Below are 12,354 nucleotides of genomic sequence, written 5' to 3' on the forward strand. Positions count from 1 at the left end.
ACCGGGGCATGACCATGGAAAGGACCGTGGACACGCCTCGGCAGCGAGGACGCGCCTCGGGGCACCCTTCGTGCGGCCGTTCCCGACCGGCACGACCGCCGGCCCGGCGAACCTGCGCGGTCAGTACTAGGTCGGGTCCAGCCCGTGGCTGCGGAGCCACGGCAGCGGGTCTATGGCCGCACCGCCGGCCGGCCGGACCTCGAAGTGCAGGTGCGGGCCGGTCGAGTTGCCGGAGTTGCCGGAGTAGGCGATCGGCTGGCCGGCCTTGACGGTCGCACCGGAGGCGACGCGGTAGCTGGAGAGGTGGCAGTACCAGGTCTCCGTGCCGTCCTTCGCGGTGAGGATCAGCATGTTGCCGTAGGCGCTGTTCCACTTCGTGGTGACGGTGCCGTCGGTCGCGGCCATCACCGTGGTGCCGTAGGAGACCGGGAAGTCGATGCCGGTGTGCACCGACATCCAGTTGATGCCCGCCTGGCCGAAGTAGGCGCTCAGCCCGTGCTGCGCGACCGGCAGCGCGAACTTGGGACGCAGCCGCTCCTTGAGCGCGGCCTCCGCGGCCGCCTTCTTCTTCTCCAGCTCCTGCTGCGCCTTGAGGTCGATCCGCTCCTGGGTGCGGCTCGCCCGGTCGGCGAAGTCGGTGGCGCCGGCCGAGAGCGTCTTGAGCTGGCTGTCCAGCTTGCTGTTGGCGACCGACGGCTTGACCGGCTGCGCGTCCGCCGCGCTGGCGGTGGAGTCCTTGGACCCGTCGGTGAGCGCGCCGACCGAGGCGGCGGCGACACCGGCGACCCCCATCACACAGGCCGACGGTACGGCGACGGTCAGCAGCGCGGAACGTTTGGCGGGCGTGCGACGCCGGGAGCGCGCCCCGCTGCGCGAGCCCGCGCGGGTCGCCGGCGCCGGGCTGATCTCCTCCTGGTCGTCCAGCAGGCCGGTGACGGCGGGCAGTTCACCGGTGGAGTTCGGCTCGTCCGTGCCGGAGGTCTGTTCGCCGAATTCGGCGCCCTCGTAGGCGCCCTGCTCGAACGCGGTCTGCGGGCCGCCGGCCGCCTCGAACGTCGCGGTGGCCTGCTGGTCGAACGGTTCGCCACCCGGCTCGGACCGGGCCGGCACGGTCTCCCCTGCGGAGTTCCACTGCGTGGCGTCGTACGCGCCCGTGTCGAAGGCCTGGGCGCCCCACTCCCACTGCTGGGTGGCGTCGGCGCCGGCGGAGGGGTCGGGCTGGAGCCAGGCGTGGGCGTCCCACTGGCCGCTGGTGTCGTTCCCCGTGGACTGCGCGGGAACGGTCCAGGCGGTGCTGTCGTAGACGCCGGAGTCGTATCCGGCGTGGTGCTGGGCCGCGTACGGGTCGTAGGCCGGGGTCTGCACGGTGCCGGTGTGCCACTGCGTGCTGTCGTACGCGCCGGTGGTCTGCTCGCTGCCCGGGAGGCTGCCGAAGAGCGGGTCGGCGTGGAAGGTCGTCATGCTTCCGGAACCACCGGCAAAACCGGTGGCGTCATAGCCGCCGTACGTGGTGAGGTCGTCGTAGTGGGCGTCCTGTGCCCCGTACTGCGCGTAGTGCGCGGTGGAGGCGTCGGAAGCCGGGGCCGGGGTGGTCATGTTCCCCGGCGGGTGACGGTCGTTCACCAACTTCTCTTTCGCCTCGACAACAGGGGCTGCCAGAGCAGTGCGGCGACTGTACCCGGCAGTACCTGGGCGCGACAATCTTCGCCCTGTTTCGCGTGGGCCGGAAACGGGCATTCGGCCGTGTTTCGGGGGAGCCCGGACCCTCCCTTGGCCTGGCGTTCGAAGAGTGTTCGATGTCGAGTGGCGATGTGGCGGCCGTGCGCCGTCTGTGCCGTGACTGTGCTGTGCCTGTGCGCTCCCTCCCCGGGCCGCTGTCGGCGGCCCTCAGGTCGCCGTCCGTCCTTCTCCGGTCTCCGGTGCTTCTCAGGCCACCGTCAGGCCGCCCGCGGCCCGGTCCCCGGGGTGCGGGACCTCCAGCGCCTCCCGTATGCCGGCCGCCACGGCGGGGTGCACGGGCAGCGCTAGGTGGCCGATGCCGGTCACCCGGACGTTCTGCGCGTCGAGGTCGGGATGCTCCAGGCAGGCGGACTCCAGCGGGTCCATCAGGGAGTCCAGGTCGCTCCAGAAGCTCACGAAGCGGGTACGGCAGCCGGGCGCGGGGCGGGCCAGCTCCTCGATGACCGCCGAGCCGGGCCGCATCTGCCGCACGATCGGATGCGCGTCCGCCAGCGGCGCCACCCGTGTTCCCGAGTGCGGGGTGCCGAGCGTGACCAGCGTGCGTACCCGCAGGTCACCGCCCAGGCACTGGACGTAGTACCGCGCGATCAGGCCGCCGAGGCTGTGGCCCACGATGTCGACCCGGGCGCTGCCGGTGCGCTCGCAGATCTCCTCGATGTGCCGGCCGAGCAGCTCGGCGGCCGTACGGATGTCGCAGGTCAGCGGGGAGTAGTTGAGCGACTCCACCCGCTGCCTGCCGTGCTGGGCCAGGGTGCGGCGGAGCAGGACGAACACCGATCGGTTGTCGATGAAACCGTGCAGCAGGACGACCGGCGGGGCGGGGCGGACCGGCAGCCGGGTCGCGCCGTCCCCGTCGGGCAGGGAACCGGAGCGGCGTTCCTGGATCAGACCGGTCGGATAGAGCAGGAGGTGACCCCACAGGATGGCGGCCTCCAGGGCGGTCGCCCGCAGCAGCGTCATGGACAGTCCGGCCAGTCTGCCGGGCCACAGGCGCCGGCAGAGCGGGAGAAAGAGCGGCAATACCCCGGTGACCTTCATGGCCGACCTCCTGTCGGCACACCGGAGGACGGGTAGGTCCCCCGTGTGCCCTCATGTCCCACCATGTGATTTCCCCCTCGCCGCGTCCCGTAAAACTGCCGGTTGCGGGATGCTGGAGATAACGTTCGTTCACTTAGCGACGGTGGCGGGACGCGCCAAAAGTGCGGTACTTGTCGGTACGGACGGAAGCCGATCGCTTCCGGGCTCGCTTGATGGAGGCAGTGATGGGTGTGGCAGTCGGTCCGATCCGCGTGGTGGTCGCCAAGCCGGGGCTCGACGGCCACGATCGTGGGGCCAAGGTGATCGCGCGTGCCCTGCGCGACGCCGGCATGGAGGTCATCTACACCGGGCTCCACCAGACGCCGGAACAGATCGTGGACACCGCCATCCAGGAGGACGCCGACGCGATCGGCCTGTCCATCCTGTCCGGCGCGCACAACACGCTGTTCGGCGCGGTCATCGACCTGCTCAAGGAGCGGGAGGCGGAGGACATCCTCGTCTTCGGCGGCGGCATCATCCCGGAGGAGGACATCCCGCCGCTGAAGGAGAAGGGTGTCGCGGAGATCTTCACCCCGGGCGCGACGACGGCGTCGATCGTGGAGTGGGTCCGGGAGAACGTCCGTCAGCCCGCCGCGTCCGGAGGCTGAGCAGCGGTTTTCACGGGCGTGGTGGTCGCGTCCGGCACCTGAACGGCCGCGTGCGGAGGCTCAGCGGCTGCGTCCGGCACTTGTATGGCTGTGCCCGGCGTCCGTACGGCCGCGTCCCGTTGCTGAACGGTCCCGTGGAGTGGCTGGCCGGCCGCGTCCGGTGGCTCGGTGGGTGGTGTGGGCGGGGTCAGTTCCCGCGTCATCGCCGCCCGCAGCCGCAGCGTCGTGACCAGCCGCTGGAACGCCTCGGCCCAGTACCCGCCGGCCCCCGGAGCGGCGTCCTCCCGCTCGTCGGGTATCGCCAGCAGCGCCTCCAGCCGTACGGCCTCCGCCGGGTCCAGGCAGCGCTCGGCCAGCCCCATCACCCCGCTGAAGCTCCACGGATAACTCCCCGCGTCCCGAGCGATGTTGAGGGCGTCCACGACGGCCCGGCCGAGCGCGGGAGCCCACGGGACCGCGCACACCCCGAGCAGCTGGAACGCCTCCGACAGGCCGTGCGTGGCGATGAACCCGGCGACCCACGCGGCCCGTTCGGCCGGTTCCAGCGCGGCCAGCAGTTTCGCCCGCTCCGCCAGGGACACCGCCCCCGGGCCGCCCGCCTCCGGTGCCGACGGCGAGCCGAGCAGCGCCCGCGACCACGCGGCGTCCCGCTGCCGCACCGCCGCCCGGCACCAGGCCGCGTGCAGTTCGCCCTGCCAGCCGTCCGCCACCGGCAGTGCCACGATCTCCTCGGCCGTCCGCCCGCCGAGCCGCGGCGACCAGATGCCGAGCGGAGCCGCCTCCACCAACTGCCCCAGCCACCAGGACCGTTCCCCCCGACCGGCGGGCGGGCCGGCCACCACGCCGTCCCGCTCCATGCCGGCATCGCATTCGTGCGGCGCCTCCACCACGACGGCCGGCGCGTTCCCCGTACGGTCCAGGGCCACACACGCCGTGGCCCGTACGGCCATCCGCGCGGCGAGCGCCGAGCCCGGCAGCGCCGACAGCAGGTCCGCCGCCGTCGCCCGGACATTGCGGCTGCGGTCGCCCAACGCCTGCTCCAGGAAGGGCTCGTCCGCCTCCGACAGGCCCGTGCGGAGCGAGTCGAGGAACATCAGCCGGTCCTCCGCCCGCTCCGTCGCCCAGGTCGACGCCAGCAGCTCGCGCCCCAGCGCGGGCGTACGGGCGCGCAGCGCGCCCAGCAGCGCGGCCCGTTCGGCGAACAGCCCTTCCTGCCACAGCCGGTGCACCGCTTCGGCGTCCTCCGGGTCGGGCAGTGCGGCGCCGCCGCCGGGGGTGGCGCGCAGGGCGAACCGCCAGTCCGGGTTCAGCCGGGCCAGCCACAGCGCGCGCGGGCCCGCGAACGCCAGGGCCGCCGGGCGCAGATCGGTCCGTCCCCGGGCCGCGTCCAGCAGCGCGGGCAGCGCCTGCGGGGGTGCCGCGTACCCGTGGGCGTTGGCCGCCGCGAGCCACTGCGGGAGCAGCTCCATGAGGTCAGGGGCGCTGCCCCGCCGGCCGCCGGACCCGCCTCCGGACCGGTCGGCCAGCAGCGTGGTGAGCCGGCGCGCCGCTGGTGCGGGCAGTGCCGGGCGGGGGTCGGCGGGCGCACGCTCGGGCCGGTGCGCCGCCCGCGCGGGCCGCAGTCCGGCCCGCCGCCGTACGGTCACCACGGCGGCCGCGTCGAGCAGCGCCACCGGGGCCGGCCGACCGGGCGCGGCGTGCGCCGGGGCGCGCCGGTCCGTGCCGAGCAGCGCGGTGGTCACCAGCTCCTCCCAGGAACTTTCCGCCGCGCTTTCCGGCGGCGTGGTGCCCCCGCCGGTCGGTGCCCCGTTCATCACGTCTCCTTCCCTCACTCCTGCCTGAGCGTGTGTGTCTGTACGGCCGGTCAGCACAGCGGCACCGCCTCGCCCGCCTCCTCGGGCCAGGCCGTGAGCGGGGTGAAGCCGCGGTGGCCGCACTCGCCGAAGACCGTGACGGGGGCGCCACCGGACAGCGCGACCAGCCGCCACAGGCCGGGCCGGGAGCGGGCGGCCCGGCTCAGCGGCAGGGCCGTGTCCGTGTCGGCGTCGGCCAGCTGCCACCGGTCGCCGTCCGGGACCGGTATCACCCGGCCCAGGGTGACCGGGACCGAGTCCAGCCAGGGGTCGTCGCGCAGGGCCGCGCCGTAGCGGGCCGCCGCCTCGGTGGTGGTCACGCCCGGCGGGCGGAACGCGGCCGGGGCCGGCGGCGCGAACCGCTCGCCCAGGGCGGCCCGGGCCTGACCGGAGCCCGGATACGCCGTCAGCTCCGCGTCCAGGGCCAGGCCGACCGGCAGGGACAGCTCCGGCGCCCGGCCCGCGGCGCCGTAGGACAGCAGCAGCCGCGTCCTGCCGGACTCGGCGCCGTGCAGCCATATCCGGCGTGTCGTCAGTTTCGGGTCGGTGGTGTCGTACTGGGCGAGGACCAGCCAGCGGTCGCGCAGGGGCGGGCCGTCCGGCGTGGCGGGCAGACCGAGCCGGGAGCGGACCGTGGCCGCGAGGGCCTCCGGCAGCCGGTCGCGGCGCAGCCAGCCCTGGTCGAGCAGATGCAGCAGCGCGCACTCCTCCAGCAGCCGCGCCGGCCAGCCCGCGCCGGACGCCGGGATCGCCCCCAGTTCCCGCACGCGCGCGGCCAGACCCGGCGCCTGGGCGTCGACCATGCGGGCCGCCGTCTCGTCCCACAGGCCGTATCCCGCCTGATCGGCCGCGGCCAGACCGCCGCGCAGCAGGTCCGCCAGGCGCTGCTCCAGCTCGCTCGCCCCCGCCGTGACCCGCTCGGCGCGGCGCTCGGCCCGCCGCCGGGCCGCCTCCGGATCCGCGGGCGGCCCCGCGGCCCAACCCCCCTCGGCGCGCGTCGCCTTCGTCCCGGCGCGTCTGCGCCGGCCCGCGAGCCACGGCCCGGCCCAGTCCGGCGGCTGCGCGGCGGCCGGCACCGTGCCGTCGTCGCCCGCCCACAGCAGGAGCAGGCCGAGCGCGTGCTTGCACGGGAACTTACGGCTCGGACAACTGCACTTGTACGCCGGCCCGGCCGCGTCGGCCAGGTCCACCACCGTCTGATACGGCCTGCTGCCACTGCCCTTGCACAGTCCCCACACCGTCCCCTCTCCGCTCCCGGTCCCGGACCACGGCCCGGCCGCGCCGAGTTTGCTCCCCGCCTTGCGTGACGCGGCGTCAGGCGCCAGTGCCAGCACCTGCTCCGCGGTCCAGCGCACCCCCTGCTCAGTCATGCCACCGACGGTAGGTCCCGCCACTGACAATCGGTCCGGCGAGCACGTTTCTGCAGGTCAGAGCGATTGTCAGTGGCGTGGTGCACGGTGGATGCCAGATCCGAACCGGCCGAGCTGGAGGGGGCCTCAGCCATGACTGTGTCCGTGGAACCGACGACCGCCGCACCCGACCGCGAAGAGACCGCACAGGCGTTGCGACCGCACGCCGAGCACGCCTTCGCGGCCGAACTCGCCGCGCTCGCCGCGCAGGACGACCGCCCGCGCCCGGCCCGCTGGAAGCTGTCGCCGTGGGCAGTGGCGACGTACCTGCTCGGCGGCACCCTGCCGGACGGCACGGTGATCACACCCAAGTACGTGGGGCCGCGCCGCATCGTCGAGGTAGCCGTCACCACGCTCGCCACCGACCGCGCCCTGCTGTTGCTCGGCGTGCCCGGCACCGCCAAGACCTGGGTGTCGGAGCACCTGGCCGCCGCGGTCAGCGGTGACTCGACGCTGCTGGTGCAGGGCACGGCCGGCACCCCGGAGGAGGCGATCCGGTACGGCTGGAACTACGCGCAGCTGCTCGCCCACGGCCCGAGCCGCGGCGCCCTGGTGCCCAGTCCCGTCATGCGGGCCATGGCCGAGGGCATGACGGCCCGCGTGGAGGAGCTGACCCGGATCCCGGCGGACGTGCAGGACACGCTGATCACGATCCTGTCCGAGAAGACCCTGCCCATCCCCGAACTGGGCGAGGAGGTCCAGGCGGTCCGCGGCTTCAACCTCATCGCCACCGCCAACGACCGCGACCGCGGGGTCAACGAGCTGTCCAGCGCGCTGCGCCGCCGCTTCAACACCGTCGTGCTGCCGCTGCCGGAGAGCGCCGACGCCGAGGTCGACATCGTCACCCGCCGGGTCGAGCAGCTGGGCCGCTCCCTCGATCTGCCGGCCGCGCCCGACGGCATCGACGAGATCCGCCGGGTCGTCACCGTCTTCCGTGAGCTGCGCGACGGCATCACCGCCGACGGGCGTACGAAGCTGAAGTCGCCCAGCGGCACGCTGTCCACGGCGGAGGCGATCTCCGTCGTCACCAACGGCCTCGCGCTCGCCACCCACTTCGGCGACGGCGTGCTGCGCCCGGGCGACGTCGCCGCGGGCATCCTCGGTGCCGTCGTCCGCGACCCTGCGGCCGACCGGGTCATCTGGCAGGAGTACCTGGAGACGGTCGTCCGCGAGCGCGCGGGCTGGACCGACTTCTACCGCGCCTGCCGCGAGGTGAGCGCATGACCGGCACCGGCGGGAGCACGGCGTACGCCGCGGGGCCGCTGCTGCTCGGTGTACGGCACCACGGGCCCGGTTCCGCGCGCGCTGTGCGGGCCGCGCTGGACGCCGCGCGCCCGGCCGCCGTGCTGATCGAGGGACCGCCCGAGGCCGACCAGCTGATCCCGCTCGCCGCCGACCCGGGCCTGCGGCCCCCGGTCGCGCTGCTCGCCCACGCCGTGGACGAGCCCGGCCGCTCGGCCTTCTGGCCGTTCGCCGAGTTCAGCCCCGAGTGGGTGGCCATCCGCTGGGCCGTGGAACAGGGCGTCCCGGCCCGCTTCATCGACCTGCCGGCCACGCACACCCTGGCGTGGGAGCAGGGACCGCGCGAGGCCGGTCCCGGACCTGAGGCCGGTCCTGGACCCGAGTCCGGTCCTGGACCCGAGGTCGGTGCCGACCCGCAGTCCGGTACCGGCCCCGACTCCGGTTCCGACCGCCGGTCCGGTCACGGCCCCCGGTCCGATCACGGTGACGAGGTCCGCGTCGACCCCCTCGCCGTGCTCGCCGAGACGGCCGGGTACGACGACCCCGAGCGCTGGTGGGAGGACGTCGTCGAGCACCGGGGGCCGGGCGCACGCGACCCCTTCGCGCCGTTCGCGGCGGTGGCGGAGGCGATGGCCGCGCTGCGCGAGCGGTACGGCGACGGCGGGCACTCCCGGGACCTCGTCCGCGAGGCGCACATGCGGCTCCGGCTGCGCGACGCGCGCAAGGAGTTCGGGGACGCCGTGGCCGTGGTGTGCGGGGCCTGGCACGTGCCGGCGCTGCGCGAGAAGACCACCGTCACCGCGGACCGGGCGCTGCTCAGGGGCCTGCCCAAGGTCAGGACCGACCTGACCTGGGTGCCGTGGACGCACCGCAGGCTGGCCCGGGCCGGCGGATACGGCGCCGGCATCGACTCCCCGGGCTGGTACGGCCACCTGTTCCGCGCCCCGGACCGGCCGGTCGAGCGGTGGCTGACCAAGGTGGCCGGGCTGCTGCGCGCGGAGGACCGGATCGTGTCCTCCGCGCACGTCATCGAGGCCGTACGGCTCGCGGAGACCCTGGCGGCGCTGCGTGGCCGCCCGCTGCCCGGCCTCGGGGAGACCACCGACGCGGTGCGCGCGGTGCTGTGCGAGGGCTCGGACGTGCCGCTGGCGCTGGTGCACGACCGGCTGGTGGTCGGTGACGTCCTCGGCGAGGTCCCGGAGTCGGCGCCCGCGGTGCCGTTGCAGCGCGACCTGGCCCGGCAGCAGCGCTCGCTGCGGCTCAAGCCCGAGGCGTCGGAGCGCGAGCTGGAGCTGGACCTGCGCGGGGACACCGACGCCGGCCGCAGCAGGTTGCTGCACCGGCTGCGGCTGCTCGGTGTCGGCTGGGGCGAGCCGGGCCGGTCCCGGGGGAGCACGGGCACCTTCCGGGAGACCTGGCGGCTGCGCTGGGAGCCCGAGCTGTCCGTGCGGGTCGCCGAGGCGGGGGTGTGGGGGACGACCGTACAGGCGGCGGCCCAGGCCAAGGCGGAGGCGGACGCGGTGGCGGCACGCGCGCTGGCCGACGTCACCGCGCTCGCGGAGCAGTGCCTGCTGGCCGGGCTGCCGGAGGCGCTGCCCGTGGTCATGCGGGTGCTCGCCGACCGGGCGGCCCTGGACACCGACGTCGGCCACCTCGCCCAGGCCCTGCCCGCCCTCGTCCGCTCCCTGCGCTACGGCGACGTGCGTGGCACCGACACCGGCGCGCTGGCCGAGGTCGCTGCGGGCCTCGCCGAACGCATCTTCGTCGGCCTGCCCCCGGCCTGCGCCGCACTCGACACGGACGCGGCGGAGGAGATGCGCGGCCACGTGGACGCCGTGCACACGGCGGTGGGCCTCCTGACGGAGAGCCTGCCCGGGGCACCGGTGGGGAGCGACGGGGACAGGGCCGGTGCCGCTGAGGCCGGCGCCGGTGACGGCGACCGCGCGTCGGCGGGCGAACGGGTCGGCGCGGAGGGGGCGGCCGGGGGTGCCGGAGGGAACGGGGGACACCGGGCGCACGAGCGCGGTGGCGGACTTCGGGGGCGTTGGCGGGCCGTGTTGCGGGTGCTGGCGCTGCGGGAGAACGCGCCCGGTGTCATCCGGGGGCGGGCCGTGCGGCTGTTGCTGGACGACGGGGCGCTGTCGGCCGAGGAGGCGGCCCGGCTGATGGGGCTCGCCCTGTCGCCGGGCACCCCGCCCCCCGCTGCCGCCGCCTGGATCGAGGGCTTCGCCGGCGGTGGGGGCGGGCTGCTGCTGGTGCACGACGAGCGGCTGCTCGGCCTGCTCGACAGCTGGCTGACCGGGGTGCCGACGGAGGCCTTCACGGACGTACTGCCCCTGCTGCGGCGCACTTTCTCGGCGTACGAGCCGGGCGTGCGCAGAACCCTCGGCGAACTGGTCCGGCGCGGCCCCGGGGACCGGCCGGGCGGAGCCGCCGTCCGGGGACCCGCCGTGCCCGGTTTCGCCGCCGAACCGGACACCGGCCGCGCCGACGCCGTGCTCCCGGTACTGCGGCTGCTGCTCGGCCTCGACAGCGACCACGGCACAACGCACGGCGCGACGCACAACCCGCCCTCCGGCGCGAGCGCGGCGCACGCTGCGGAGCCCGGTGCAGTACGCATCCCGTCGTCCGGCGCGCGCCACGGTACGGCGTGCGCCGGGGCAGACAGCACGGCGACCGCCGCCGTGCACCACACCCCGCGGCACAGCGCCCCGCCCACCCCGACACATCACGTCACGCGCGAAGCGACACACGCCACGGCATCCGATGCCGCGCACGACGACTGCCTCACGGGGGTGGGCACATGACACACACGTCGGACACGTCGGATGCGACGGCCGCGTCGGACACGACGGACAGGACGACCGCGAGGGTGACGAGGGACGAGACGGGCAGGACGGCCGAGACGGTGACGACGGAAAGGACGGCCGCGACGGACAGGACGGTTGGCACGGTGACGGCGGACGAGGCGGCGGTGGGCGCCGCGCGGGAGCGGTTGCGGCGCTGGCGGCTGGTCCTGGGCGGGGGCCAGGCCGACGGCACCGGGTGCGCGCTGTCCGGCCGGGACGCGGCGATGGACGGCACGCTGGCCGCGCTCTACGGCAGGAGCGACAAACCACAGCCGGGCCGGGACCGGTCCGCGGGGCTCGGTGCTTCCGCGCCGTCCGTGGCGCGCTGGCTCGGGGACATCCGCAGCTACTTCCCGTCCTCCGTCGTCCAGGTCATGCAGCGCGACGCCATCGACCGGCTGGGCCTCGCCTCCCTGCTGCTGGAGCCGGAGATGCTGGAGGCGGTGGAGGCCGACGTGCACCTGGTGGGCACGCTGCTCTCGCTCCACAAGGCGATGCCGGAGACGACCCGGGAGACGGCCCGCGCGGTCGTGCGCAAGGTGGTCGAGGACCTGGAGAAGCGGCTCGCCACCCGCACCCGGGCCACCCTCACCGGCGCCCTGGACCGCAGCGCGCGCGTCAGCCGTCCGCGCCACCACGACATCGACTGGAACCGCACCATCGCGGCCAACCTCAAGCACTACCTGCCGGAGTACCGCACGGTCGTACCGGAACGGCTCATCGGCTACGGACGGGCCGCGCGGTCGGTGAAGAAGGACGTCGTGCTCTGCATCGACCAGTCCGGGTCGATGGCGTCGTCGGTGGTGTACGCGTCCGTGTTCGGCGCGGTCCTCGCCTCGATGCGGTCGATCAGCACCCGGCTGGTCGTCTTCGACACGGCGGTCGTCGACCTCACCGACCAGCTGGACGACCCCGTCGACGTGCTCTTCGGCACCCAGCTCGGCGGCGGTACGGACATCAACCGGGCGCTCGCCTACTGCCAGGCGCAGATCACCCGGCCGGCCGAGACCGTCGTGGTGCTGATCAGCGACCTGTACGAGGGCGGTATCCGCAACGAGATGCTCAAGCGGGTCGCGGCCATGAAGGCGTCCGGGGTGCAGTTCGTGGCGCTGCTCGCGCTGTCGGACGAGGGGGCGCCCGCGTACGACCGCGACCATGCCGCGGCGCTCGCCGCGCTCGGCGCACCGGCCTTCGCCTGCACCCCGGACCTGTTCCCCGAGGTGATGGCCGCCGCCCTGGAGAAGCGGCCCCTGCCCATACCGGACGCGGCGTGAGTGGAACGGGCCGTGCGCGGGCACCCGGTGTGCAGCCGGGCCGAGTGTCCGGAGCAGCTCCGTGGGGTGGCCGGCCCGGGTGGTCGAAAGCCGTCGGCTCGTCCGGGCGGTGCCTCGTGGACGGGGCGGGTGGTCCCCATTGGGGTGGGGATCAAGCGCCCCGGCCCCGGTCGCCCGGGGCCGCCAGGGGGGTCTCACCGGGTCAACCCCAGCCCGGTGAGGCCTCGCACATCGCCCGTACCCACCGATGTGGCGGCACCCCGTGCCAGGGAACCCGGCATCATGTGACAGGTATCACCGCT

Annotated in this window: 9 protein-coding genes; 4 read left to right on the top strand and 5 right to left on the bottom strand. The window is 74.8% G+C overall.

The features are described from left to right. Positions 1-126: 126 nt before the first annotated feature. Together S1361_RS23990 and S1361_RS23995 are read right to left on the bottom strand one after the other, a co-directional pair. On the bottom strand, positions 127-1,623 hold the full coding sequence (locus S1361_RS23990) for a M23 family metallopeptidase (protein ID WP_243769275.1): 1,497 nt from the start codon (positions 1,621-1,623) through the stop codon (positions 127-129). A 303-nt stretch (positions 1,624-1,926) separates the two neighbouring features. Next, positions 1,927-2,778, bottom strand: a complete 852-nt coding sequence (locus S1361_RS23995; protein WP_208033834.1) for an esterase/lipase family protein — start codon at positions 2,776-2,778, stop codon at positions 1,927-1,929. A gap of 224 nt (positions 2,779-3,002) precedes the next feature. Here S1361_RS23995 and icmB point away from each other — a divergent pair, with 224 nt between their 5' ends. Next, the gene (gene icmB, locus S1361_RS24000) at positions 3,003-3,425 is read left to right on the top strand and encodes a coenzyme B12-dependent isobutyryl CoA mutase small subunit (protein WP_208033835.1); all 423 of its coding nucleotides are present in this window, start codon (positions 3,003-3,005) and stop codon (positions 3,423-3,425) included. Here the strand turns inward: icmB and S1361_RS24005 are convergent. Together S1361_RS24005 and S1361_RS24010 are read right to left on the bottom strand one after the other, a co-directional pair. Continuing rightward, a complete protein-coding gene (locus S1361_RS24005; protein WP_243769276.1) occupies positions 3,401-5,239 on the bottom strand; it encodes a DUF5691 domain-containing protein in 1,839 nt (612 codons plus the stop codon). The two genes, icmB and S1361_RS24005, sit on opposite strands and share 25 nt — an antisense overlap. Positions 5,240-5,289: 50 nt before the next feature. Next, on the bottom strand, positions 5,290-6,648 hold the full coding sequence (locus S1361_RS24010; RefSeq protein WP_208033836.1) for an SWIM zinc finger family protein: 1,359 nt from the start codon (positions 6,646-6,648) through the stop codon (positions 5,290-5,292). Between the two features lie 132 nt (positions 6,649-6,780). Here S1361_RS24010 and S1361_RS24015 point away from each other — a divergent pair, with 132 nt between their 5' ends. Both S1361_RS24015 and S1361_RS24020 read left to right on the top strand, forming a co-directional pair. Then, complete coding sequence (locus tag S1361_RS24015) at positions 6,781-7,911, top strand: ATP-binding protein (RefSeq protein ID WP_208033837.1); 1,131 nt, start codon at positions 6,781-6,783, stop codon at positions 7,909-7,911. Continuing rightward, positions 7,908-10,736, top strand: coding sequence for a DUF5682 family protein (locus S1361_RS24020; RefSeq protein WP_243769277.1), 2,829 nt, complete (start codon positions 7,908-7,910; stop codon positions 10,734-10,736). The genes S1361_RS24015 and S1361_RS24020 overlap by 4 nt, the downstream gene beginning before the upstream one ends. On the opposite strand, the gene S1361_RS24025 is transcribed toward S1361_RS24020, so the two are convergent. Continuing rightward, positions 10,717-10,881, bottom strand: coding sequence for a hypothetical protein (locus tag S1361_RS24025; RefSeq protein ID WP_208033838.1), 165 nt, complete (start codon positions 10,879-10,881; stop codon positions 10,717-10,719). The two genes, S1361_RS24020 and S1361_RS24025, sit on opposite strands and share 20 nt — an antisense overlap. Before the next feature lies 1 nt (position 10,882). On the opposite strand from S1361_RS24025, the gene S1361_RS24030 reads away from it, so the two are divergent. Then, positions 10,883-12,052 (top strand): VWA domain-containing protein, encoded by a 1,170-nt coding sequence (locus S1361_RS24030; RefSeq protein ID WP_208033839.1) that lies wholly within the window; start codon positions 10,883-10,885, stop codon positions 12,050-12,052. Positions 12,053-12,354: the final 302 nt, after the last annotated feature.

This window comes from Streptomyces cyanogenus (genome assembly GCF_017526105.1).
Lineage (GTDB): Bacteria > Actinomycetota > Actinomycetes > Streptomycetales > Streptomycetaceae > Streptomyces > Streptomyces cyanogenus.